The 24367-nt window shown below is 69.7% G+C and carries 26 protein-coding genes; 15 read left to right on the forward strand and 11 right to left on the reverse strand.

Annotated elements, in window-relative coordinates; genetic code table 11:
* Positions 1-194: 194 nt before the first annotated feature.
* From G3I71_RS00690 to G3I71_RS00725, 8 genes are all read left to right on the forward strand, one after another.
* Positions 195-845 (forward strand): GntR family transcriptional regulator, encoded by a 651-nt coding sequence (locus tag G3I71_RS00690; protein WP_164311867.1) that lies wholly within the window; start codon positions 195-197, stop codon positions 843-845.
* A gap of 64 nt (positions 846-909) precedes the next feature.
* Positions 910-1659: a PIG-L deacetylase family protein gene (locus G3I71_RS00695; RefSeq protein WP_164311868.1), complete on the forward strand. Its 750-nt coding sequence runs from the start codon at positions 910-912 to the stop codon at positions 1657-1659.
* A complete protein-coding gene (locus G3I71_RS00700) occupies positions 1656-2411 on the forward strand; it encodes a 4-carboxy-4-hydroxy-2-oxoadipate aldolase/oxaloacetate decarboxylase (RefSeq protein ID WP_164311869.1) in 756 nt (251 codons plus the stop codon). Before G3I71_RS00695 ends, G3I71_RS00700 begins: the two co-directional genes overlap by 4 nt.
* A gap of 32 nt (positions 2412-2443) precedes the next feature.
* Positions 2444-3544, forward strand: coding sequence for a 4-oxalomesaconate tautomerase (locus tag G3I71_RS00705; protein WP_164312046.1), 1101 nt, complete (start codon positions 2444-2446; stop codon positions 3542-3544).
* A complete protein-coding gene (locus G3I71_RS00710) occupies positions 3544-4494 on the forward strand; it encodes a catechol 2,3-dioxygenase (protein WP_164311870.1) in 951 nt (316 codons plus the stop codon). The genes G3I71_RS00705 and G3I71_RS00710 overlap by 1 nt, the downstream gene beginning before the upstream one ends.
* A 170-nt stretch (positions 4495-4664) precedes the next feature.
* Complete coding sequence (locus tag G3I71_RS00715; protein ID WP_164311871.1) at positions 4665-6008, forward strand: aromatic acid/H+ symport family MFS transporter; 1344 nt, start codon at positions 4665-4667, stop codon at positions 6006-6008.
* Positions 6009-6297: 289 nt separating this feature from the next.
* Positions 6298-7497, forward strand: coding sequence for an NAD(P)/FAD-dependent oxidoreductase (locus tag G3I71_RS00720; RefSeq protein WP_164311872.1), 1200 nt, complete (start codon positions 6298-6300; stop codon positions 7495-7497).
* 224 nt (positions 7498-7721) lie between these two features.
* Positions 7722-8642 carry an RNA polymerase sigma-70 factor gene (locus G3I71_RS00725; RefSeq protein WP_164311873.1) on the forward strand — a complete coding sequence of 307 codons (921 nt, stop codon included), beginning with the start codon at positions 7722-7724 and terminating at the stop codon, positions 8640-8642.
* Between the two features lie 22 nt (positions 8643-8664).
* Here the strand turns inward: G3I71_RS00725 and G3I71_RS00730 are convergent, their stop codons facing one another.
* From G3I71_RS00730 to G3I71_RS00745, 4 genes are all read right to left on the reverse strand, one after another.
* Entirely contained in the window at positions 8665-9600 is a 936-nt protein-coding gene (locus G3I71_RS00730) for an alpha/beta hydrolase fold domain-containing protein (RefSeq protein ID WP_164312047.1), read from the reverse strand.
* An 87-nt stretch (positions 9601-9687) separates the two neighbouring features.
* Positions 9688-10497: an SAM-dependent methyltransferase gene (locus G3I71_RS00735; RefSeq protein ID WP_164311874.1), complete on the reverse strand. Its 810-nt coding sequence runs from the start codon at positions 10495-10497 to the stop codon at positions 9688-9690.
* 233 nt (positions 10498-10730) lie between these two features.
* Positions 10731-10976, reverse strand: coding sequence for a DUF397 domain-containing protein (locus tag G3I71_RS00740; RefSeq protein WP_164311875.1), 246 nt, complete (start codon positions 10974-10976; stop codon positions 10731-10733).
* A 3-nt stretch (positions 10977-10979) separates the two neighbouring features.
* Positions 10980-11846, reverse strand: a complete 867-nt coding sequence (locus G3I71_RS00745) for a helix-turn-helix transcriptional regulator (protein WP_343242798.1) — start codon at positions 11844-11846, stop codon at positions 10980-10982.
* A 247-nt stretch (positions 11847-12093) separates the two neighbouring features.
* Between G3I71_RS00745 and G3I71_RS00750 the strand changes: the two genes are divergently transcribed.
* The 3 genes from G3I71_RS00750 (at position 12094) to G3I71_RS00760 (ending at position 14151) form a co-directional block, all read left to right on the forward strand.
* Positions 12094-12336 (forward strand): hypothetical protein, encoded by a 243-nt coding sequence (locus G3I71_RS00750; protein ID WP_203728965.1) that lies wholly within the window; start codon positions 12094-12096, stop codon positions 12334-12336.
* 218 nt (positions 12337-12554) lie between these two features.
* Positions 12555-13127 (forward strand): DUF6624 domain-containing protein, encoded by a 573-nt coding sequence (locus tag G3I71_RS00755; protein ID WP_164311876.1) that lies wholly within the window; start codon positions 12555-12557, stop codon positions 13125-13127.
* 58 nt (positions 13128-13185) lie between these two features.
* On the forward strand, positions 13186-14151 hold the full coding sequence (locus tag G3I71_RS00760) for an SDR family oxidoreductase (RefSeq protein WP_239148766.1): 966 nt from the start codon (positions 13186-13188) through the stop codon (positions 14149-14151).
* Positions 14152-14191: 40 nt separating this feature from the next.
* Here the strand turns inward: G3I71_RS00760 and G3I71_RS00765 are convergent, their stop codons facing one another.
* The gene (locus G3I71_RS00765) at positions 14192-14752 is read right to left on the reverse strand and encodes a hypothetical protein (protein ID WP_164311877.1); all 561 of its coding nucleotides are present in this window, start codon (positions 14750-14752) and stop codon (positions 14192-14194) included.
* Positions 14753-14801: 49 nt separating this feature from the next.
* Here G3I71_RS00765 and G3I71_RS52175 point away from each other — a divergent pair, with 49 nt between their 5' ends.
* On the forward strand, positions 14802-14930 hold the full coding sequence (locus tag G3I71_RS52175) for a hypothetical protein (RefSeq protein WP_275409139.1): 129 nt from the start codon (positions 14802-14804) through the stop codon (positions 14928-14930).
* Between the two features lie 56 nt (positions 14931-14986).
* Positions 14987-15682 (forward strand): L,D-transpeptidase, encoded by a 696-nt coding sequence (locus G3I71_RS00770; protein ID WP_164311878.1) that lies wholly within the window; start codon positions 14987-14989, stop codon positions 15680-15682.
* Between the two features lie 50 nt (positions 15683-15732).
* On the opposite strand, the gene G3I71_RS00775 is transcribed toward G3I71_RS00770, so the two are convergent.
* Genes G3I71_RS00775 through G3I71_RS00790 form a run of 4 tightly spaced genes read right to left on the reverse strand, consistent with a single transcriptional unit; the run spans position 15733 to position 20261 of the window.
* Positions 15733-16935, reverse strand: a complete 1203-nt coding sequence (locus tag G3I71_RS00775) for a Gfo/Idh/MocA family protein (RefSeq protein ID WP_164312050.1) — start codon at positions 16933-16935, stop codon at positions 15733-15735.
* Positions 16936-16991: 56 nt separating this feature from the next.
* Complete coding sequence (locus G3I71_RS00780; RefSeq protein ID WP_164311879.1) at positions 16992-18347, reverse strand: ABC transporter substrate-binding protein; 1356 nt, start codon at positions 18345-18347, stop codon at positions 16992-16994.
* Positions 18348-18394: 47 nt separating this feature from the next.
* A complete protein-coding gene (locus G3I71_RS00785; RefSeq protein WP_164311880.1) occupies positions 18395-19342 on the reverse strand; it encodes a carbohydrate ABC transporter permease in 948 nt (315 codons plus the stop codon).
* Positions 19343-19358: 16 nt separating this feature from the next.
* Entirely contained in the window at positions 19359-20261 is a 903-nt protein-coding gene (locus tag G3I71_RS00790; RefSeq protein WP_164311881.1) for a carbohydrate ABC transporter permease, read from the reverse strand.
* Between the two features lie 182 nt (positions 20262-20443).
* On the opposite strand from G3I71_RS00790, the gene G3I71_RS00795 reads away from it, so the two are divergent.
* Both G3I71_RS00795 and G3I71_RS00800 read left to right on the forward strand, forming a co-directional pair.
* The gene (locus G3I71_RS00795; protein WP_164311882.1) at positions 20444-21604 is read left to right on the forward strand and encodes an ROK family transcriptional regulator; all 1161 of its coding nucleotides are present in this window, start codon (positions 20444-20446) and stop codon (positions 21602-21604) included.
* A 109-nt stretch (positions 21605-21713) separates the two neighbouring features.
* Positions 21714-21899 (forward strand): hypothetical protein, encoded by a 186-nt coding sequence (locus G3I71_RS00800; protein ID WP_164311883.1) that lies wholly within the window; start codon positions 21714-21716, stop codon positions 21897-21899.
* A 73-nt stretch (positions 21900-21972) separates the two neighbouring features.
* On the opposite strand, the gene G3I71_RS00805 is transcribed toward G3I71_RS00800, so the two are convergent.
* Both G3I71_RS00805 and G3I71_RS00810 read right to left on the reverse strand, forming a co-directional pair.
* A complete protein-coding gene (locus G3I71_RS00805) occupies positions 21973-23331 on the reverse strand; it encodes a S1 family peptidase (protein ID WP_164311884.1) in 1359 nt (452 codons plus the stop codon).
* Between the two features lie 148 nt (positions 23332-23479).
* A complete protein-coding gene (locus tag G3I71_RS00810; protein WP_164311885.1) occupies positions 23480-24301 on the reverse strand; it encodes an SAM-dependent methyltransferase in 822 nt (273 codons plus the stop codon).
* Positions 24302-24367: the final 66 nt, after the last annotated feature.

A 24367-nucleotide genomic window follows, 5' to 3' on the forward strand; every position in this document is an offset into this window, starting at 1 on the left:
AAGGTGATGGAGTCAATAGTCCGGGACGCTTGACCTGATAGCCGGATCGGCCCTAAAGGGGGACTTCTGTGCGTGAACCGCACGAGAACATCTCGCCGATCGGGCGTGAACTGTGTGCAAGTATGGAGAACAATATTGTTGACAATGTTGTCCGTCTAGATTTAGCGTCGACAGGCACTCACTCAGGAGGGCACATGCCGAACCAGGCCCGTCCAGGCACCGGAGAGCAGGCCAAGCAGCACGCGCTGGAGCGGCTGCGGCAGGCGATCCTGCGCGGCGACATGTCGCCGGCTCAGCGGCTGGTGGAGAACGAACTCGCCGAGCAGTTCGGTGTGACACGGGCCAGCGTCCGGGCGGCGCTGATCGAGTTGGAGTCGGAGGGGCTGGTCGAGCGGATCCTCAACCGCGGCTCGCGGGTGCGGGTGGTGACAGTGGAGGAAGCGGTCGCCATCACCGAGTGCCGGATGGTCCTCGAAGGGCTGTGTGCGGCCAAGGCGGCCGTGGCGGCCACCGACGGCCAACTGGCCGAACTGACCGGCCTGGGCGAGGCGATGGCGAAGGCCGTCGCCGACGGCGAGCCGGTCACGTACTCCGAACTCAACCAAGAACTGCACGCCAGGATCAGACAGTTCTCCGGCCAGCGGACGGCCGTGGAACTCCTGGAGAAGCTCAACGCCCAGTTGGTGCGTCACCGTTTCCAGCTCGCGCTGCGACCGGGGCGTCCCCAGCAGTCCCTGGGTGAACACCTGGCCATGGTCGAGACGATCACGGCCAGGGACCCGCAGGCGGCCGAAGCGGCCGCTCGCGCCCATCTCACGAGCGTGATCGCCGCGTTGCGCGAATAGCGCGTTGCGCGGATGACGCCGCCGGGGTGGGCCGACCGATCTGTCCACCAAGGAGATCTCTGCCATGACACACGGTGCGGTGCCCGCCGCCGCTCGCTCGACACTGGTGATCAGCGCACACGCCGGTGACTTCGTCTGGCGGGCGGGGGGTGCCATCGCCCTGGCGGCCTCGCGCGGCGAGAAGGTCGTCATCGCGTGCCTGTCCTACGGGGAACGCGGCGAGTCCGCCAAGGCCTGGCGGGAGGGCAGGTCGCTCGACGAGATCAAGGGGATACGCCGGACCGAGGCCGAGCAGGCCGCCGCCGCGCTCGGCGCCGAGGTCCGCTTCCTCGACGCCGGCGACTACCCCCTCCTCGCCACACCCGAGCTGACCGACCGCCTCGTGGGCATCTACCGCGACACGCAGCCCGACGTCGTGCTCACCCACCCGCTGTCCGACCCCTACAACGCCGACCACCCGGCCGCCGCCCGCATGGCCCTCGACGCACGCATCCTCGCCCAGGCCATCGGCTACCCGGCCCCCGGTGAAGTCCTGGGCGCGCCACCGGTGTTCTTCTTCGAACCCCACCAGCCGGAGATGTGCGACTTCACTCCGCAGGTACTGCTCGACATCACCGAGGTGTTCGACACCAAGCGCAAGGCCATGGAGTGTCTGCCGGCCCAGCAGCACCTGTGGGACTACTACACCGACCTCGCCAAACGGCGTGGCGTCCAGCTCAAGCGCAACGCCGGCCCCAACCTCGGCCTGCCGCACACCACTTACGGCGAGGCCTATATGCGCCCCTACCCGCAGGTCACGGGGGAACTGGCATGAGCGGCGTCATCGTCACCGACCCGCCGCGCGCAGCCGCCGGGGACGTCGAGGCGCTGGCCGGCTATGGCGTGGCCACCGTCCACGAGGCTCTGGGCCGCACCGGACTCCTCGGCCCGACCCTGCGCCCCGTCCAGCAGGACGTACGTATCGCGGGCACCGCCGTCACCGCGCTGTGCTGGCCCGGCGACAACCTCATGATCCACGCGGCCGTCGAACAGTGCGCCGAGGGCGACATCCTGGTCGTCACCACCACGTCCCCCTGTACGGACGGCCTGTTCGGCGAACTGTTCGCCACCGCGCTGCAACGCCGGGGCGTACGCGGCCTGGTCATCAACACCGGCGTACGCGACACCGCCGAACTGCGCGCCATGGGCTTCCCCGTCTGGTCGGCGGCGGTGTCCGCCCAGGGCACCGTCAAGGCGACCGGCGGCTCGGTCAACGTCCCCGTCGTGGTGGGCGGGCAGCAGATCCACCCCGGCGACGTGATCATCGCCGACGACGACGGCGTGATGGTCGTACCCCGGCAGCGCTCCGCCGAGGCCGTCAAGGCGTCCGAGGCCCGCACCGCCAAGGAGGAGGCGTCCCGACTCGCCTTCGCCGACGGCCAGTTGGGCCTGGACCGGTACGGGCTGCGCGAGACCCTCGTACGGCTGGGGGTGCGGTACCAGTCGTACGAGGAGTACGCAGGTGCCGCCAACTCGGAAACCGGCGCGGGAGTCGACCCGGGCTCCGGACCGGGGGCCCGCCCGTGAGTACGGGCCGCCCGGAGGAGGGGCTGCGCTGCATGCTGATGCGGGGCGGCACCTCCAAGGGCGCCTACTTCCTCGCCGAGGACCTGCCGGCCGACCCCGCGGCCCGCGACGAGCTGCTGCTGCGGGTCATGGGCAGCCCCGACCCCCGCCAGATCGACGGACTCGGCGGAGCCCACCCCCTCACCAGCAAGGTCGCCGTCGTCTCCCGCTCGGCCGACGAACAGGCCGACGTGGACTACCTGTTCCTGCAAGTCGGCGTCGACCGGCCGACTGTGACGGATCGTCAGAACTGCGGGAACCTGCTCGCGGGAGTCGGCCTGTTCGCCGTGGAGCGCGGACTGGTCGCGGCAGAGGAGGAGTTGACCTCCGTACGCATCCGCATGGTCAACAGCGGTGACCACGCCACCGCGACCTTTCCCACCGAGGGCGGGCGTGTCGTCTACCGGGGCACGACCGAGATCTCCGGTGTGCCCGGCGCCGCCGCTCCGGTCACGCTCGGCTTCGGGCGGGGGAGCGCATCCCTGCTGCCGACCGGCCGGGCCCGGGACACCGTCGCCGGGACACCGGTGACCTGCGTCGACAATGGCATGCCGACCGTACTGATCGCCGCCTCCGCGCTCCAGGTCACCGGCCACGAAAACCCGGGGGACCTGGAGGAGAACATCACCCTCAACGAACGGCTGCGCGAAATCCGGCTGGCGGCAGGCGAGTTGATGGGTCTCGGCGATGTCTCCGCGACGACCGTGCCCAAGCTCACCCTGCTCGCCCCGCCCGCCCACGGCGGCACCGTCACGACCCGCACCTTCATCCCGGTCCGCTGCCACACGGCGATCGGCGTACTCGGGGCCGCGAGCGTCGCCGCCGGCCTGCGCATGGCTGGCGGCGTCGGGGAGGGCGTGGCACGTCTCCCCGCCCACGACGACGACCCGCTGCGCATCGAACACCCCACCGGATTCCTGGACGTCGAGTCCGTCGTCGACACCGACGGCCCCACCCCGGTCGCGCACCGCACGGCCGTCGTCCGTACCGCCCGCAAGATCTTCGACGGCACGGTCTTCCCCCGCCCCGCCGTCCCGCCCACCGCCTCTCCCGCAGTCCCTCCCGCTGTTCCCTTCGCTGACAGGAGCCGCTGATGACCCCGCCGCTCGGCGACATCGCCCACCTCGGCCATGTCGAACTCCTCACCCCCGACCTCGACGCCAGCGTCCGGTTCTTCACCACGATCCTCGGCCTGACCGAGAACGGCCGTTCCGGCGACTCGGTGTACCTGAGGACCTGGGACGACTACGAGCACCACAGCCTCACCCTCACCGCCCACTCGACCTCGGGCATCCGCCGTACCGCCCTGCGTGCCTCCAGCGAGGAGGCCCTGCAGCGCAGGGTCAAGGAGGCCGAGAACGCCGGCCGCCCCGGCCGCTGGGCCGAGGACGAACCCGGCCTCGGCCCGCTCTACGTCACCACCGACCCCGACGGCCACGAGATCGCCCTGTACTGGGAGAGCGAGTGGTACCAGGCGCCGCCCGAACTGCGGCCCGGCCTCAAGAACCAGCCCCAGGCCAAACCCGCGACGGGCGTCGGCGTACGCCGCCTCGACCACGTCAACTTCCTCGCCGCCGCGGTCGAACCGAACGCCGGGTTCATCCAGCACGTCCTCGGCGCCCGCCCCACCGAGCAGATCGTTCTCGACGAAGGACGCCTGGCCGCCCAGTGGCTGACGTTCACCAACAAGTCGTACGACATCGTCTACACGGAGGACTGGTCCGGCTCCAACGGCCGCCTGCACCACATCGCGTTCGCCACGGACACCCGCGAGGACATCCTGCGCGCCGCCGACCTGTGCCTGGACAACGGCGTGCACATCGAGACCGGCCCGCACAAGCACGCCATCCAGCAGACGTTCTTCCTGTACGTCTACGAGCCCGGCGGCAACCGCGTCGAACTGTGCAACCCGCTGACCCGGCTGGTGCTCGCCCCGGACTGGCCGCTGATCACCTGGACCACGGCCGAGCGCGCCAAGGGGCAGGCGTGGGGCCTCAAGACCATCGAGTCCTTCCACACGCACGGCACGCCTCCGCTCGACTGACGTGCCCGCTCGACGCTTCCATCTGCGGCGTGAGCCGTGACCGACGACGGCACGGCTCACCTCGCCCATGAGATTGTTGACAAAAACGTTGACACTCACTCGGATGGTTCTTTACGGTCGAGCGCATCCCCCTCCCCAGGGACTCTCCTGCCGGACGATAGGAAACAACGATGTCTCCGTCCCCCGCCCCTGCCTCAGCCCCGCCCGCTCGCGGCGGCAGACTGGCCGTGCTCGTCGTCGGCCTGTGCTGGCTGGTCGTCTTCTTCGACGGCCTCGACATGTTCGTCTACGGCGCCGAACTGCCCCACATGCTGGAGCACAAGGCCCTCGGACTCGTCCCCGACCAGGCGGGCGACCTGGGCAGCTACGCCACCTTCGGCATGCTCATCGGCGCCCTGTCCGCGGGTACGGTCACCGACTGGATCGGGCGCAAGAAGGTGATCCTCACCTGCACCGCCGTGTTCTCGCTGGCGTCCGCCGTGTGCGCACTCGCCCCCAGCCTCGGGGTGTTCGGCCTCGGCCGCTTCATCGCGGGCCTCGGCCTCGGCGGTCTGCTGCCCACGACGATCACGATGGTCTCCGAGTACGCCCCGCGCGGCCGGGGCGCCCTGATCGTCGGCACGCTGATGACCGCGCACCAGGCCGGCGGCATCATGGCGGGCTTCCTGGGCCTGTGGACGAGCGGCCCCGACGGGTGGCGCGTCGCCTACTGGGTCTGTGTGATCCCCCTGATCGTCGGAGTCCCGCTGGTCGCGAAGTTCCTGCCCGAGTCGATGCGCTTCCTGATCGCGAAGGGCCGCATCGAGGAGGCCCGGGCCCTCGCCGACCGCTACGACGTCGAGCTGCCCGCCGCCGCGACGGAACGCCCCGCCACCGGGGACCGCTGGAGTGCCGTCGGAGCCCTCTTCCGCGACAGCCTGTGGCGCACCACTGTCCTCTTCTGGCTGGCTTCCTTCTGCGGCCTGCTGCTCGTCTACGGGGTCAGCAACTGGCTGCCGACCATGATGCGCGGCGCCGGCTACGAACTCGGCTCGTCCCTGTCCTTCCTCATCGTCATCAACCTCGGCGGGATCATGGGCATGCTGGTCGCCGGCCGCTGCGCCGACCGCTACGGCGCAGCCCGCATCGCCACCGTCTGGTTCGCGTGCACCGCGGTCGGCGTCTACCTCCTGGGCATCCACATGGAGCTGCCGCTCACCTACACCGTGGTCTTCCTCACCGGCATGTTCCTCTTCAGCGCCCAGGCCATGATCTACGCGACGGTGGCGGGCCGTTCCACCGACGCCGACCGGGCGACGGCGGTGGGTTGGGTGTCAGGCATCGGCCGTTTCGGCGCGGTGTTCGGACCGTGGCTGGGCGGCCAGTTGGTGGCGAGCGGGTCGGAGGGCTGGGGGTTCACGGCGTTCGCCGTCGCGGCGGTGCTCGCCACGGTGTTCGTCGCGCTGACGGGTTTGCGCGGGCCCGGACGGCCGACGCCGGCCGAGCGGGCCGAGGAACTGTCCACGGCCGGCTGACCGGTCACGCACGCCTCCTTCATCCGGGGGGAGGCATGCCCTGCTGGACCGGCGGCCTTGAACCTCTCGCGCCGAGCGTCTCCGGCCGCCTCAGCCCGTCCGGCGTTTGAGGACGAGGCCCCTTCAGGGCCGAAAACGGGGGTCTGGTGGGCGGAGCCCCCCCAAGGATGGGACGGGTAGGGGCGGCGGGGGCGAAAAAAGGGCGGACCTTCCTGTCACAACCACCACCCGAGCGGTGTCTTGGGGTCGAACCCCTTTGAAGGGGCACCGTCCAAGGGCAGGAGACACCATGAGCGGCAACACCGATGTGGTCGTGATCGGCGGCGGCTACGCCGGCGTCATGGCGGCCAACCGTCTGACGCGGCGCGCCGACGTCACCGTCACACTGATCAACCCGCGCCCGACCTTCGTCGACCGGATCCGCCTGCACCAACTCGTCGCGGGCACCCACCAGGCGGTCGCCGACTACCGCGAGCTCCTGGCCGACAGCGTCCGGCTGCTGGTGGACACCGTGACACTGATCGACGCGGCCGGGCGCGCCCTGACACTGGCGAGCGGCGACACCGTGGGCTACGACCACCTGGTCTACGCGGTGGGCAGCGGCAGCGCCGACCCGCGCGTACCCGGCGCCACCGAGTTCGCCTTCCCCATCGCCGGCCTGGAGGAGGCGCAGCGGCTCCGGCCGGTCCTCGACGCGGCGCCCCCGTCGGCTCCGGTGACCGTGGTCGGCGCCGGTGCGACCGGCATCGAGACCGCCGCCGAGCTCGCGGAACAGGGCCGCACCGTGACCCTGCTCTGCGGCGGGCTGCTCGGCCCGTCCCTGCACCCGCGGGGGCGCCGCTCGGTCGCCGGGCGACTCGCCGCGCTCGGGGTGAGCGTGCTCGACGGCCCCGACACGAAGGTGACGGAGGTGACCCGCGACGCCGTACGGCTCGCCGGTGGCCGCGAACTGCCGAGCACGGTGACGATCTGGACCGCCGGATTCGGGGTGCCGGACCTGGCCGCGCGCAGCGGGCTGCGCACCGATGCCCTGGGCCGTCTGCTCACCGACGAGACGCTGACGAGCGTCGACGACGAGCACATCGTCGCGGCCGGGGACTCGGCGGCTCCGTCGGACCTGCCGTTCCGGATGAGCTGCCAGGCAGCGGTCCAACTGGGCCCGCAGGCCGCCCGGACGGTGCTGAGCCGGATCGCCGGTGAGCGGCCCGCGCCCATCGACGTGGGGTTCGTCAGCCAGTGCATCAGCCTGGGCCGGCACGCCGGAGTCCTCCAGCTCACCGGCCGGGACGACACCGCGAAGGGGTACTACCTCGGGGGGCGGCCGGGCGCCAGGATCAAGGAACTCATCTGCAGGAGCGTCCCCTGGCAGCTGTCGTACGAGGCACGCAAGCCCGGCGCGCGCACCTGGTGGGTCAAGGACACCAAGCGCCGGCAACTGGTCCAGGCCGGGCCCGGCCAGGCGCGGGCGGCCATTGAACCGGCGTCCTGAGACACTGCCCGGTGTGCCACAGCGGAGCGCCGGCAGTGCCCCCCTCCCCCTCCTCCCTCCGCCGATCGAACGGCAGCCGAAGAAAACGAAACGGACCATGTTGTGGACGCACGCCTGAGAACCGCCGGCAGCCAAGACCGCCGGCGCCCGCGCCGGACAGGGGCAGGGACACGGACAGGGGCAGGGACACGGACAGGGGCAGGGACACGGACAGGGGCAGGGACATGAGCGAGCACACCACCGCCCCGGAGCCCGCGCCGGCCGCCGACCCGGCGACCGAGACGTTCGTCGCCCACCGCAACCTGCTCTTCACCGTCGCCTACGAGATGCTCGGCTCGGCGGCCGACGCCGAGGACGTCCTCCAGGAGACCTGGCTTCGCTGGGTCGAGGTCGACCTCACACAGGTCCGCGACCAGCGCGCCTATCTGGTCCGCATCACGACCCGGCAGGCCCTCAACCGGCTGCGCACGATGAGCCGCCGCAAGGAGGCCTACGTCGGCTCCTGGCTGCCCGAGCCGCTGCTCACCGCGCCGGACGTGGCTGAGGACGTCGAACTGGCCGAGAGCATCTCGATGGCCCTGATGCTCGTCCTCGAAACCCTCTCGCCGACCGAACGCGCTGTCTTCGTGCTCCGTGAGGTCTTCGACACGGGCTACGACGAGATCGCCACCGCCGTCGACAAGAGCCCCGCGGCCGTCCGCCAGATCGCCCACCGTGCCCGCCGGCACGTCGACGCCAGGCGCCCCCGCCAGACGGTTTCCCCCGCCGAGAGCCGGGCCGTCCTGGAATCGTTCCAGCGTGTACTGGAGACCGGGGACCCGCAGACCCTCCTCGACGTGCTCGCTCCGGACGTCGTCCTGGTGAACGACGGCGGCGGGATCAAACAGTCGGCGCTGCGGCCGATCACCGGCGCCGAGAAGGTGGCCCGCTTCCTGGTCGGCGTTCTGGGCAAGAACAAGAGCCCGATCACCGTGGCCCCCACCATGGTCAACGGCGGCCTGGCGCTCGTCGTCCACCTGGACGGCGAACTCGACGGCATCATGGCGATGCGCGTCGAGGACGCCCTCGTCACCGGCCTCTACTACGTCCGCAATCCCGAGAAACTGACCCGGGCCGAAACGGAGACCCCGCTCACCCTGCGATGAGTGGGAGTGCCCCGTGCGGGCGTCAGTCGTCCGCCGTGGCCTGCCGTACGTGCTGGGAGATGAAGGCGTAGATCTCCCGGCCCTGCTCGTCGTCGTTGAGGTCGTAGGCGTGATCGACGCCCGCCACGTCATGGTGCTCGACCAGCGAGCCCACCTGACGCAGCCGCTCGGCATAACGCGCGCCCTCCGCCCGGAGACGGTCGTGGGCGGCCGTGACGATCAGGGCCGGGGCGATGCCCTTGAGGTCCGCGGTCTCGTTCGGGTGGGCGGGGGAGACGAGCCGGTCGGTGCGCTCGCGCGGGTCCGGCACGTACGCGCTGTCGAACACCTCGCCCATCCACGGGCGCAGCATCGGCTTGGCGATCGCCGCACGCTTGTCCTTCGCGGCGGTCGCCAGGTCGAGCGGCGCGTAGTGCAGGACCTGCAGCGCGATCGAGGGGCCGCCCTCCTCCAGGGCCTGGCGGGCCACGGCCGCCGCGAGACCGCCGCCGGCGCTCTGCCCGCCCACGGTGAGCCGGGTGCCGTCCCAGCCGTGCTCGGCGCCGTTCTCGGCGATCCACCGGACCACCTCGTAGGACTGCCGGGGCGGGGCGGGGAAGGGGTGCTGCGGGGCGACGACGTAGTCCACGTTGACGACCACCACACCCGCCAGCGCGGCGACGGCACGGCAGAAGGCGTCGTCCGTCTCCGTCACCGGCATGATGAATCCGCCGCCGTGGAAGTTGACGTGGACCGGCGGGGCCGGGTCCTCCGTCGTGGGCCGGTAGACCACGACCCGGGCCGGAGCGATCGCGGTCGGAACCGTCAACTCGCTTGTGGCACGCGGGAATTCCGGAAGGCGGGCGTGGGACTCGGCGGCGGAACCCCGGCCGCTGGGCCGTCGGTCCGCCAGCATGACGAGACGCTGCATCGTCTTGGCGATGAGGGAGGCCACCGCAGGCCTGGCGAGGAGGGACACGCGGTTCCGTTCGGTCGGGCTATTGCCAGGAATCCTGTCGATCGACAGGGTGACATTAAACATGACCGATCGGTACAGCGGAAGCGGCTACGCCTTGTACGCGACCCCTCCGTACACGTCCGTCGGCTCCGGCGAGGTGCCGGGCTCCGGGCGCCACAGAGGGCAGGAGACGATGCCGGGCTCCACCGGTTCCAGGCCCTCGTACAGAGCGGAGAGCTTGTCGGGGCTGCGCAGCACGTACGGGATCGCGCCCGTGTCGTCGTACCCCTCCTGAGCGCGCTTGAGCTCCTCGTCGGTGTCCGTGCTGTCGTAGTGCACGAAATAGCTGCCCGCGGGCAGGGCCGCCTGGAGGCGGCGCGTGATCGACTTGGCCTCCTCCCAGTCGTGGATGTGGCCGAGGATGCCCATCAGCATCAGCGCCACCGGCTTGTCGAGGTCCAGGAACCGGCGCGCCGTCTCGATGATCTTCTCGGGTTCCCGCAGATCCGCGTCCACGTAGTCCGTGGTGCCCTCGGGGGTGCTGGTGAGCAGGGCCTGGGCGTGCCGCAGGACGAGCGGGTCGTTGTCGACGTAGACGATGCGCGACTCGGGGGCCACCTTCTGGGCGACCTGGTGCGTGTTGTCGTACGTCGGCAGGCCGGTACCGATGTCGAGGAACTGGCGGACACCGCGCTCGCGGGCCACGAAGGTGACGGCGCGGATGAGATAGGTGCGCGAGGCCCGCGCCATCGTCTCGATGTTGGGGGCGATCTCGCGGTACTCGTCGCCCGCCGCGCGGTCGACCTCGTAGTTGTCCTTGCCGCCCATCCAGTAGTTCCAGATGCGGGCGGAGTGCGGCACCGTCGTGTCGATCTTGGACAGTGCTTCCTGGTCGGGGGTGGACCGGCCGTCTGTCATCGGCGTTCTCCTGACTTGCCTCGCGCGGACTTCGCCAACCTATCGGCAACTGCCGTTTCGCATGCCGGAGTTGGGACTGACGGGGCGTGGGCGCACGCATGCGGCGAGTCCGGTCGGTGGCGACGTCGGTCATGGCGTAGGTGACGTTCACGGTTCCGCGACCGCGTCGGCGAAGTCGAGCGCCGCGCCCGCCGGAGGCGTACGGCGATCGGCCGCGGTCGGCGATCGGGCTGTCAGGCGATCAGGAAGTCGGCCTGGCCGGACTTGGCGCCCTCCAGGAACGCCACCATCTCGTCCCGGGAGTAGACCAGCGCGGGCCCGTCCGGGTCCTTGGACTGCCGGAACGCGACACTGCCGTCGGGCAGTCGCTTGGTCTCGACGCAGCTTCCGCCGTTGGTGCCGCTCCAGGGCTTGTGCCAGCCCTCGGAGCCGAGTTCGGACGCGGGTATGCCGCTGTGGATGGGGCCGTCGGTTGCCATGGTTCACAACTCCTTACGCAGTGCTGCCAGGATCTCCCTGGTCCGGGCGACCGGCTCCGCCTGAACGGACATCCGGTCCAGTACCTCCAGGTACGTCACGACGTCGGCGGGCTGGTCGAAGTACTGCGCGCCGGCGAGGCTCTCCGTGTAGACGACGTCGGGCAGTTCGGAGAAGCCGAAGCGGAAGTAGTGGAAGGGACCGAAGGCTCCCGGGTGCGGACCCGCGGCGAACCGCATGATCTGGAGCCGGACCTTCGGGTACTCCAACACCTCGCTGAGGTGGTCGATCTGAGCCCGCATCACCTCGGCCCCGCCCACGGGCCTGCGCAGCACGGTCTCGTCCAGTACGGCCCAGACGGCGGGCGCCTCGGGCTTGTCGAGCAGGTCCTGGCGCCTCAGCCGCAGGGCGACCCGGCGCCGGATGTCCTCGGTGCTCTCGTTGGGGAAGCCGATGCGCAGCAGCGCGACGGCGTACTCCTCGGTCTGCAACAGGCCGGGGACGTAGTGGGGTTCGTAGAGCCGGATGACGCTGGCTTCGCTCTCCAGGCTCACATAGGCGCTGAACCAGTCCGGCAGCACATCGCGGTACGAGTACCACCAGCCCGGCTGGTTGGCCTCCCTGGCGAGGTGAACGAAGTCCTCGATCTCCTTGGCCAGGACCCCGTAGGTGCGCAGCAACTCCTTCACGTAGGGGATGCGGAGGCCGACCTCGGCCTTCTCCATCCGGCGGACCGTCAGCGGCGTGACCTCGATCGCCCGTGCGGCGTCCTCGAACGACACCCCGGCCCGCTCCCGCAGCTGCCTCAGGCGCTTGCCGAGGACCATCCGAAGGACGGTGGGGGCACTTCCGCCTGAGCGGTTGTCGCTCACGTGGGACCTCCGGAGACCGCCGTCACAGCGGGCAGTGTGCCACGTCTTCGGTTGACACCGACAGGCCTTCGCGCTTCATTCTGAAATTATCAGAACGAAGGTTGCGAGCTGTGCCTGTCAGTCACCATAGTGAACGAGGGACCTGCCGCACACCGCGCGGTGCGTCACCCCACGCCGACGTGATGCGAGACCTGGATGGCCGCCGTGACGAACGGACAACCGAGAAGCCCCGGCAGGGGTGCGGGCGGTGCGAACAAGGCGCCGGCGTCAGGCCGTCAGCCGTTGCGTGCCGGTGACGGCCCATCGGCGACAGCACCGCATCGAGGAGGCGCTCGGCACGGAGGCGCTCGACGCGCTGAGCGGTGTCCACAGCGAACGCTCGATCCAGGCTCTGCGGGACTTCCACGGACGGCTCGCCCCGCACCGCCGGGAGCCGAGCGTGCAGGAGTTCGAACGCGGGGCGCGACCGGTGCCGGGAGCGGTGGCGTAACCGGCGCAGGCGCCACTGCGCGTATGCAACCGGACAACCCCCGCACTCCCTGTCCCGGCAGGCCCCCGGTGCTGTTGCCTTCGACAACGGCACCGGCGCAACGGAAGGAGCCCTGATGGCGGCATCCACGGCACTCATGGCACCCACGGCGTCCCCGCCTTCGTAAGGGCGTGAAGGTCATCGGGGGGCTGGAGAACGGTATGAGGAGTGCACCGCCCATGCAGACCGCACGAGGCTCGGCAGCCGAGCCGAAACAGGCGGTCCTGGCCGCCGAACTGGTGCGCCGGGCCGAGGAGGACCAGCGGCTGACCAGGCTGGCCCGCGAGAAGCCGACCGCGCTGAACCGGCATTTCGTCACCCGGTGCCGTGGCGCCAACGCCGACGCCCTGAGGTCGGTCGTGGCCCGGCGCGGCTGGCCGGAGGCCGGTCAGGTCGGAGAGCCCGCCTCGACGGCGGCCCTGATGATCCTGCTGCACACCGCCGACCTCGGGTTCCAGCTCACCTGTCGCGATCTGATCGCGGAAGCCGTGGCGGACGGCGGCTGTCCGGCCGTGCACCACGCCTACATCGCCGACCACTGCGCGGTCGAGCTGAGCCAGCCGCAGTTCTACGGCACCCGTATCAACGCGGACACCCTCTGCCCGTACCCGATCCGCCACCCCGAGACGGTCGAGGAACGCCGTGAGGACGTGGGTCTGGCCCCGCTGGCGGAACATCTGCCCGCGTTGCGGCATGTCGTGAGCGGAATACCCGACAGCGGGTGTCCGGTATCAGCGACACCCTGGGCGTGACAACGGTTCCCGAGCCGGGCCGGCCTGGATCGCGCTCACGCACGGAGGAGACACGGGCATGGCGAGGACGACGGACAGCCCCCTGGACGGGCAGCAGCCGGAAGGGGCCCAGGGCGGGAAACTGGCGGGCAAGGTCGCCCTGGTCGCCGGGGCGACCCGCGGTGCCGGACGCGGTATCGCGGTGGAACTCGGGGCCGCCGGCGCCACCGTCTACGTGACCGGCCGCAGCACCCGGCAGCAGCGCTCCGAGTACGACCGGCCGGAGACCATCGAGGACACCGCCGACCTGGTCACCGCGGCGGGCGGCCACGGTATCGCCGTACCCACCGATCATCTCGACCCGATGCGGGTGAAGGCGCTGGTGGACCGGGTCGCCGAGGAACACGGCCGCCTCGACGTCCTGGTCAACGACGTCTGGGGCGGCGAGCACCTCTTCGAGTGGGAGAGCCCGGTGTGGGAGCACGACCTCGACAACGGTCTGCGGCTGCTGCGGCTGGCCGTCGAGACCCACGCGATCACCAGCCACCACGCCCTGCCCCTGCTGCTGCGCAACCCCGGTGGCCTGGTCGTCGAGATGACCGACGGCACCGCCGACTACAACCGGGACAACTACCGGCTCTCCTTCTTCTACGACCTCGCGAAGTCGTCCGTCCTGCGCATGGGCTTCGCGCTGGGCCAAGAACTCGGCCCGCGCGGCGCCACCGCCGTGGCGCTGACGCCTGGCTGGCTGCGCTCCGAGATGATGCTCGACAACTTCGGTGTCCGCGAGGAGAACTGGCGGGACGCCCTGGAACGCTTCCCGCACTTCGCCATCTCGGAGACCCCGCGCTACGTGGGCCGCGCCGTGACGGCCCTGGCGGCCGACCCCGACGTGGCCCGCATGAACGGAGGGTCCTTCTCCAGCGGCGGACTCGCCCAGGTCTACGGCTTCACCGACCTCGACGGCAGCCGTCCGGACGCCTGGCGCTACATGGTCGAGGTCCAGGACGCGGGGAAACCGGCGGACGCGGCCGGATACCGCTAGCGATTCAGGGCCTTGCGGACAGCAGCTACAGGCGCCCGCGTCAGCCGCGGTTGCCGGGTTCGCCGGTGCCCCCGGGTACCGGCAGGACCGGCCAACGGCCGGAGTGGCCCGGCGGCAGGGCCAGATCCTCGCGTACGGCCGCGTAGTAGCCCTCACGTCCGGACCGCCGACGTGCCGGCAGCGCCTGCCAGGCCCGTGGGTTCTCGGTCCGCTCGCGCAGGAACGCCTCCATGTCCAGCAGCGTGGCGACCCACTCCCGGGCCTTCGACAGCGCCTCGGGGTCGCCCAGCAGAAGCAGGGCTTCCCGGTACGGGTCCTGGGCGACGGTGGCCTCGGCGATGAGCGGCGCCGCCTCCTCGGGTGCCAGCGGATGCGGATGCGGGTCGTTGCCGAGACTCGCCGAGACCCGGTACGTCAGCGTGACCGACTTCTTGAGCACCCGCGCGTAGTCCGTGTACACCGCGAGCCGCCGCTCCTCCCAACGCGCCTCCCGTTCACGCCGGAAGCGGACGCGCTCCCCTCGTGCGACGGCCCAGTAGGAGCCGAGGGCGCCGATGACGACACCTGTGAGAGCGGGGAGTTGCTGAATGAACGCGGACATGTGCGCACGTTGTCCGCCCAGTTGATCGCCGGGACAGTACGGTCGGACCATGACACCGACACGGCGCTTCGACGGGCCGGAGACGGGAACGGTGACGACGTGGGCCGGCAACGGGAATGTCACCGTTTCGTCCCGGCTCGGGCGCTCCTACAACCGATCACCCGAAACGTCGGTCTAGCAAGCAGAGAACGTTCATGACAACCCGCACGCAGCACGTAGGAGAGAGGCACCGACATGGGGGACGTACGCAGACGAGGGGCCGTCGCGCTCGGGATCGCGGGGCTGGTGGCGCCGCTCACGATCGTGCTCGGTACCGCTCCGGCGCAGGCCGCGAGCTGTACGACGCAGACCGGCCCGTACCAGAAGAAGGTGGAGAAGTTCCTCGGGCGGCCCGTCGACGGGGTGCAGTCCACCGGTGACTGCAAGGCCATCCAGGGCTTCCAGAAGAAGCACGGCATCACCCCCAGTGCGGGCTACGCGGGTTCCGTCACCTGGGGCGTGATGGACCTGATGCAGAAGCAGAAGGCCGTCGGGAACAAGCCCAACGCGGAAGGCAAGTGCCCCACCAACAAGGGCCGTATAGCCTGCGTCAACCTCACGCTCCAGCTGAGCTGGATCCAGGACGGCAGCCGTCTCGTCTACGGCCCGGTGCCGGTCCGCACCGGCCGCGACGGCTTCGAGACCCGCACCGGACTGAAGCAGATCTACTGGCGGGACATCGACCACGTCTCGAACATCTACAACGTCCCGATGCCGTACAGCCAGTTCTTCGACGGCGGGCAGGCCTTCCACTCGGTCGGCCTCAGCATGTGGAACCCGCCGGGCTCGCACGGCTGCGTCAACATGACGAAGACGACCGCCAAGAAGTACTGGTCGCTGCTGAAGAACGGCGACGACGTCTTCGTGTACGGGCGCAAGCCGGGCACCTGAGGCACCCGGCCGTCCCTCTTCTCGGGCCCTGGGGTCTTATGTCCCGGGCCTCACGCCTCGGGCGCGTCCCCGAAGTCCGGGATGGGCAGCCTTGCCCCGCCCTGCCGCGCCGAGTCGTGCGCCACGATGCCCGGCAGGGTGTAGCGGGCGGCCACCCACGCGTTCACCGACGGCAGGGTGCGGGTGTTCACCGCGGTCACGAAGTCGTCCACCAGGAAGTGGTGGCTGCCCTCGTGGCCGTTGTGCAACTCGTCGAACTCCCTCGGCAGACGCGAGCGGTCGTGCACCGGAGCCGAACCGGACGTGAACGCGGCCCGCAGGTCCGGCGCGATGTGCTGGAGTGACGGATCGTCAGGAGCCATGGTGGGCTTGGGTTCCAGCAGCTCGCTGATGTCCGTGACCCCCTTCTTGTCCTGCCACACCGCGACCGTGGCGAGCTGCTCCATGCTCGCGTCCGTACCGAAGAACCGGAACCGCGACTCCCGGATCTGCGAGGGGTAGCCGACCCGCCGGAACTCGTTCGTACGGAACGAACCGCCGCCCGCGACCTCGAACAGCGCGCTCGCGTTGGAGTAGTCGTTGCCGAACTGGCTGACCTCCTTGTCGAACACGCCGTCGCCGCGCTCGTCGCGCACCCCGATCGCCGACACGCTCACCGCGTGCGTCTGCCAGGCGCCGAGCACCCCGCCCACCGAGTGCGTCGGGTACAGGAGCGGGGGATAGCTGGCGGTCGCCTTCCAGTTCTCGCCGCCGCTGTACTGGTAGGCCTCGTAGAACCCGAGGTCCATGTCGTGGACGTAGTCGCCCTCGGCGTAGAAGATCCTGCCGAAGGCGCCCTCGGCGATCTGGTTGCGGGCGTGGACGGTCGCCGGGTTGTACTGACTCGTCTCACCCATCATGTAGGTGAGCCCGGTGGCCCGTACGGCGTCGATGATCGCGCCGATCTCCTCCGCCGTGACCGCCATCGGCACCGCCGAGTACACGTGCTTGCCGGCGCCGAGGCCCTGGAGGACCAGCGGGCCGTGCGTCCAGCGCTGGGTGAAGATCGCCACCGCGTCGACCGCGGGCGATTCCAGCATCGCCTCGTACGAGGGGAACGTGCCCGACAGGCCTTCCGCTGCGGCCAGTTGCTCCGCGCGCTCCGGCAGGAGGTCGGTCACATACACCTCGCCGACGCCCGGATGGGCGAGGAACAGCTTGGCGAACTGGCCGGAGAACTGCCCGGCGCCCACGATGCCGAGGGAGAACGTCATGTTGTGCGTGCCCTTCTTCTGTTTCCTTGGTTGTCCGACCGGTGTCTCGGGTGTCGTCACTGGTCGAGGATCAGGTTGATCTGGCTGTTGGTCCGGTCGAGGCTGGTCACGGACCTGCCGTTGCCGAAGATGTCCTGCATGGCCGGGTGCATCAACGCGTACACGTCCGCCGCGTAGTTGGTGATCGGGTAGGAGAAGGTGGCGAACTCCTTCCCGCCCGCCTTCTCGTCGGCGACCGGCGTGGTGAACGCCGAGACGTCGATGCCCTTCTTCTTGTACGCGGCCACAGCTGCCTTCGTGCCGTCGGGCGTGGCCGGGAAGACGATCCCGTAACTCCCGACCTTCTGCTGGCACTCGGCCGACGCCAGATACGCGACCCACTTCTTGGCGCCCGCCATGTTGTGGGCGTCCTTGGTGATGGAGTCGGCGAGGCCGTTCATCATCGTCGCCCGCTTGCCCGTCGGGCCGGCCGGAGTGACGGCGGTGGCCATGTCCAGGTCCTTGAAGCCGGCGTACGACGAGATCATCCAGGCGCCGTCGAACGCCGCTGCCGCCTTGCCCGACGAGATCTGGGTGTTGGCCTGGTTGGACTGGGAGTTGTAGTCCGTGAAGGGGACCATGTAGCCCTTCTTCGCCAGACCGAAGTACCACTTGATCACCGACTGGAAGGTGCCGCTGTCGTACTGGTACTCGGTGCCCCAGCGCTTCTCGTTCGTGTAGGTCCAGCCCGCCGAGGCGGCGAAGGTGCTCCACTGGGTCTGGCCGTCGCCGTCACCGCCGCCGTTGGTGGCCAGGCCGTACACCTTCACGTTGTTCTTGTCGAAGCCGGCCTCGTCACCCCGCTTGCCGTTCTTGTCGACGGTCAGGTGCGCGATCGCCTTCTCGAAGGTGCCGCCGTCCCTCGGGTTCCAGGAGAGACCGTTCAGCTGTGCGGCCGTGAGACCGGCGGCCGTCGTCAGTTTCCGGTTGTAGAAGAGGGCGACGGTGTCCCAGTCCTTCGGGGCGCCGTAGCGATGGCCGTCCTGGCCCATCCAGTTGGCGGCGAGGCCGGGCTGGTAGGTGGAGTCGTCGATGCCGAGGTCGTCGAGCGGTGCGAGGACCTTCAGGTCGGCGAACTGGCCGAACTTCTGGATGTGGTCGGTGAACACGTCCGGCTGGGTGCCCGCGATGAAGCTCGCGGTGAGCTTGGTCCAGTAGTCGTCCCAGCCCAACTGCGTGATCTTCACCGTCAGGCCGGGGTTCTCCTGCTCGAAGCCCTTCGCGCAGGCCTCGTAGGCGGGTTGCTGGTTGGCGTCCCACAGCCAGTACGTCACCGTGTCCGACGACGAGCCGGCCGCTCCGCCCTGCGCGCAACCGGTCACGAGGGACAGTGCCAGGGCTCCGGTCAGTGCCACGACCGTACGAATTCGCATGTCCGTCCTCTCGGTCGATCGATTGATCAGGTGGTCGGTCGGCGCGGTCACTTGATACCCGTGAAGCCGACGGAGCTCACGATGCGGCGCGCGAAGCACCCGAACAGCACAAGCATCGGCAGCGCCGCGATCAGCGTCGCCGCCATCAGCCCCGACCAGTCGACGCCCGTCTGCGGGGTCTGCGCCCGGAAGATCGCCAGCGCCACCGTGAGCACGCGCGAACTGTCGCTGTACGACACCATCAGCGGCCAGAAGTAGTCGTTCCAGGCGGTGATGTACGTCAGGATCGCGAGCGTGATGACCGGCGTGGACGCCATCGGCAGCAGGACCCGGAAGAAGACTCGGACCTTGCCGGCGCCGTCGAGCAGCGCCGCCTCCTCGACCTCCCGCGGGATGTTCATGAAGAACTGGCGCAGGAAGAACACCGCGAACGGCGTCATGAACATCGTCGGCAGCGCGATTCCCAACAGGTTGTCCACCAGGCCGAGTTGCTTGATCAGGACGAAGTTCGGCAGCAGGGTGAAGATGGCCGGGACCATCAGGCCCGCCAGGAACAGCCCGAAGACCGTGTCACGGCCGCGCCAGCGCAACCGGGCGAAGGCGTAGGCGGCCATCGCCGAGAAGAAGATCTGGCAGCCGGTGACCAGGGTCGACACGACGACCGAGTTGAGAAGGTAGCGCCAGAAGTCCAGGCCGCCGCCCGCGCCGCCCTGCGCTATCGCCTCCTTGGTGGACTGCAGGCCGAGCGCCCGCTCGAAACCGCCGGTCGTCGGATGCACCGGCAGGGGGTTGGTGGGGTCGGCGGCGAGACCCGCGTTGGTGGACAGCGCGGTGCGCAGGATCCAGTAGAACGGCAGCAGGGTGAACAGTACGATCACGGCCATCACCGCCCAGGCGGCGATCCGCCCGAGGGAGGGTGTGCGCCGCAGCGGTCGTACGGCTGCCTTGGCGGGTGTCGGCGTCGGTGCTGGCGCCGGTGTCGTCAGGGTTGTCATGGTGTGCGTCTCCCGGTCAGCCGAGGTCGGTGTGGCCGGCCCGGGTGAGCCGGTACTGGAGGAAGGTGATCGCGCTCAGCACGACCAGCAGGGCCACGGACATCGCGGACGCGTAGCCGAACTGGAAGCGGCCGAAGGCGGAGCCGTAGATGTAGAACTGCAGGACGTTGGTGGCGTTCGCCGGACCGCCCGCCGTCGTCACCGCGACGGTGTCGAACACCTGGAAAGAGCCGATCACCGTCATGATCAGGACCACCGCGAGGACCGGGCGCAGCAAAGGCATGGTGATGCGCCAGAACATCCGCCACTCGCTCGCCCCGTCCACCTTGGCCGCCTCGTACATGTCGGTCGGGATGGCCTGCAGGCCCGCGAAGATCAGCAGCGCCGTGTAGCCGACGTGCCGCCAGACGTTGATCACCGCGATCGTCGGGATCGCCCAGGTCTCGTCCGCGAGGAACGGGATCCGGTCGAAGCCGAGGCCCGCGACGATCTCGTTGCCGATACCGAGCTGGGTGTCCAGGATCCAGAGCCAGACGATGCCCGCGACGACGTTCGACATCAGATACGGGGTGAGCACGATCCCGCGCAGCACCGCGGACTGGGTCAGCCGCTGGAGCAGTACGGCGATGGCGAGCGCCGACACCGTCTGCACACCGATGTTGATGGCGACGTACTCGACGGTGACCGTCAAGGAGTCCCAGAAGATGGGGTCGTTGACCATCCGGACGTAGTTGTCGAGGCCCACCCACTCGGCCGGGGTCAGCAGGTTGAAGCGGGTGAAGCTCAGGTAGACGCCCCGCAGCGTCGGCCAGAGCAGGAACACCAGGAAGCCCAGCATCGCCGGGGCGACGAAGAGCGCCGCGAGTGCGCCGTCGCCGCGTGGTCGACGCAGGGGAGGGCTGGTGGAGGCGACGGTCATGGAGAGACTCCCTCGTCTGCTCTTCGGCGGCTCGTCCTCAGGGCACTTACTTTCGAGGTGGAACAATCCATCCGTCAAGATGCGGGCAGACATCTTTTTTCGGCAGGGAATCCGGCCGTATGATGACCTTGCTGATCCACGTTACTTCCATGGCAAAAGAAAAGGTGAGGGGTTCGATCGGCATGACCGCAGTGACCGATGGCTGGCCGCCACTGAGTCCCGGCGAGCGCTCGGTGGCGATCGAGGTGCTCGTCAACGGCCCTTTGTCCCGCGCCGAACTCGCCCGCCGGCTCGACCTCTCCGCCGGCAGCCTCACCCGGCTGACCAAACCGCTGCTCGAATCGGGACTGCTCGTCGAGGTGTCCGACGCCGGTTCCCCGGCCGAGGTGCGCCAGGGGCGCCCTTCGCAGCCGCTCGATGTCGTCGCCGAGTCCCGTGCCTTCCTCGGCTTCAAGATCACCGAGGACATGGTCTACAGCGTCGTCACCACGCTGCGCAGCGTCGTCATCGCCCGCCTCGACCGGCCCCTCACCAGCCATGACCCGGCCCAGGTGGCCGACCTGGTCGGCGAGATGACCGCCGAACTGACCGCCGCCCACCCCGCCGTGTCAGGCATCGGGATCGGCGTCGGCGGACGCGTCGAGAACCGCTCCGTGGTCGCCGACTCCGTCTTCCTCGACTGGTACGACGTCCCGTTCGCCGAACTCGTCGAGGAACGCACCGGACTGCGCGTGGTCGTCGAGAACGACGTCACCGCCCTCGTCGAGGCCGAGAGCTGGTTCGGCGCGGGCCGTGGCCTCGACCGCTTCGCGGTCCTCACCATAGGAGCGGGCCTCGGCTACGGCCTGGTCAGCGGCGGCCGGCGCGTGCAGTCGTCCGAGGACGGCCGGGGCATCGGACGTCGCTGGATCGTCAACCCGAACGGCCCGCTCACCCCCGACGGAGAGCGCGGCAGCGCCATCTCGCTGCTCACCATCCCCAGCATCCGCTACCAGATCCGCGCCGCCACCGGCCAGGACATGACGTACGACGAGATCCTCGCCGGTGCCGCCGCCGGTGACCCCATGACCGCCCGCGTCGTCGACGAGGCGGCCCGCGCGCTGGGCACGCTGGTCGCCCAGATCGCCAACTTCGCGATGCCCGAGAAGATCCTGCTCGCCGGCGAGGGCGTCGGGCTCGTCGAGGCGGCGCGCGCCGCGGTCGAGGAGAGCATCCTCGCCAACCGGCATCCGCTCGCGGACCCGGTCAATCTGGAGACGAAGGTCTCCGACTTCCACGACTGGGCACGCGGGGCCGCCGTCCTCGCACTTCAGGTGCTGGTACTGGGGGCTGCCGACAGATGAACGCCGACGCGGAAACAGCAGATAACGGGCGCTGGACGTGATCAGCAACACGGTCACTAATGCCGGAACAGTCCGTATTAATCTATTTGGTCTTCACTTGGAGCGGCATATGCTTCACAGCATGTCCACCACTCTTCAATCCGCCTCTGATCGATCGGCAGCCGACGTCAACGAAGAGATCCGGGCACTCTGGCTCCGGTCGGGCGGGATCCTCAACAGCGAGCAGCGGCTGACCTATCAGCAGCTCGTCGCCGAGTGGGCCGCGGCTTCTCCGCACCCCGGGCGCGACGCGTAACCACTTTCGTTCGACATTTCAACAGCAGGGCCGGGGCCGCGCACCGCGCGTCAGCCCCGGCCTCTTGTGTTTCTCAGCTCCACGTGGCCGAGTACGACCGGCGGTAGTCCCTCCGGTCCTGTTCCACCCGGAACCACCGCGTGGCGACCAGGGCGATCAGACTGCCGCCCACGATCAGCAGGCCGGGACCCACGTTCTTCGGGTCCGAGAGCCGGTCGAGCAACGCCTCCCCCGCAGTACTGCCCGTCACCGGCGCCACCGAGCCCGGCTGGGCCTCCCCGGGAGCGACGGCGCTCTGCGTGGCGGTCGCGGACGGCGCCGGAGCGGCCGCCTGACCGGCCTCGCCGATCAGCCGGACGTTGAGCGCGGTCAGCGCCTCCGTCACCGGCTCGAAGAACGTCGTACCGCCGGTCTTGCAGTCGCCGTTGCCGCCCGAGGTGATCCCGAGTGCGATGCCCTCGGAGAACAACGGGCCGCCGCTGTCACCCGCCTCGGCGCACACGGTGGTCTCGATCAGGCCCGACACCGTGCCCTCCGGGTAGTTGACCGTGGCGTTGAGCCCGGTCACCTTCCCGTCGCGCAACCCGGTCGTGCTGCCGCTGCGGAACACCTTCTGGCCGACGGTCGGATCGGCCGCGCCCGTGATGCGCACACCCCGGCCATTGCCGATGGCGACGACATCGGCGCCGTCACCGGCCGAGCCGCCGTTGTACTGCACCAGCGAGTAGTCGTTGATCGGGAAGCTGCTGCTGATCGTCTTGCCGATCTCCGTCGAGCCCCCGGTGTCCGCGAACCACACCGAACCGTTGGGCCCGCAGTGACCGGCCGTGAGGATGAAGTCGGCCGACCCGTTGGTCACGTTGAAGCCCGCCGAGCAGCGCCCGCCGGTCGACAGGATCGGCTGCGCCGCGTTGATACGGGTGGTGAAGGTGCCCCCGCTCCGTTCCATGCGTACGGAGCCGCCGATGCTCTTGGCGACCGCGGACAGCTTGGCCCAGTCGGCGGCCGACACGGTGCTGTCGGCCTGGACGACCACCTCGTTCTTCGTGTAGTCGACCGCCCATGCCGTGCCGGCCACGCGCGGCGCCGAACGCAACGTCTGCGTCGCCGACTTGAGGTCGTTCATGCTGTGGTCGACGACCTTGGCGCGGGCGCCCGCCTTCTCGACCTCCGCCGCCGCTCCGGCGTCGGTGACCGCGACCACCGGCTTCCCGTCGGCCGCGATCCAGCTGCCGGCCGTCCGGTCGGTGCCGAGTTCGGTGACGAGCTCACTGCCGGTGGTGCCAGCCGCCTGGGCGGAGCTGAAGGGCAGGTTGGCCTGTGGGGGCTCGGTCGCCACAGCCTGGGTGACCATCAATCCGCCGAGGATGACTCCGCCGACGGCCGCCAGCCGTGTCGCTCGCCGGACGATCCGTCGTCGTGCGTGCCTCATCAATGGCTCCCGAACCCTGAACGCGCGGTATCGACACCGCGGGGCCCTCCGGTCGTTGAGTGACCCTCACTTCCATACGTGGCGAGAGGGGTTCGTGTTCACCGACTCCAAGATCCCGTTCGGGTCGGCCGGCCGAGGGCGGTCCGCGTCAGGCCTTGCGGGCCACTCCGCAGTACATGGCGACCTCCGCCGGCTTGCCCTCCCCGGCGCGGAATTCGTCCGGGCGCCAGTGCGAGCAGGACACGACCCCCGGCTCCAGGAGGTCCAGCCCCTCGAAGAAACGCGCCACCTCGTCGGGGCTGCGCTGGGTCAGCCTGGGCGTGCCGTGCGCGTTCCAGTACCGGACCGCCGCGTCCACCTCGGCCATCGCCGGTCCGGTGATGGTGTGCGACAGCGCCAGATGGCTGCCCGGGGGAAGGGCGTCCAGCAGTCGTCGTACGACACCGTGCGGGTTCTCCTCGTCGCCGAGGAAGATGACCACCCCGAGCAGCATCAGGGCGACGGGCCGGGTGAGGTCCAGGGTGCGCGCGGCCTGTTCGAGGATCGCGTCGACGTTGCGCAGGTCCTCGTCGATGTGGTCGGTACGCCCCTCGGGGCTGCTGGTGAGGAGGGCGCGGGCGTGCACCATGACGAGCGGGTCGTTGTCCACGTACACGACCCGGGTGTCCGGCGCGATCCGCTGGGCCACCTCGTGCGTGTTGTCGGCGGTCGGCAGTCCGGTCCCGATGTCGAGGAACTGCCGTATCCCGCACTCGGTGACCAGATGACGGACGGCCCGTCCCAGGAAGAGCCGGTCCTCGCGGGCGTAGTCGCCGATACCCGGGTGCAGTTCACGGATCCGGTCACCCGCCGCGCGGTCGACCTCGTAGTGGTCCCTGCCGCCGAGCCAGTAGTTCCAGATCCGGGCCGTGTGCGGCTGTCGCGAGTTGATCCGCGCGTGCAGCGACGCGGCCGGCGGGTTCTCGGGCACGGTGGCAGCTCCAGGGCACCTGCGGAAAGTGTCAACTGGCAATCTAGACAAGGTTGTTGATGTTGG

It is taken from the genome of Streptomyces sp. SID12501, from assembly GCF_010550245.1.
Lineage (GTDB): Bacteria > Actinomycetota > Actinomycetes > Streptomycetales > Streptomycetaceae > Streptomyces.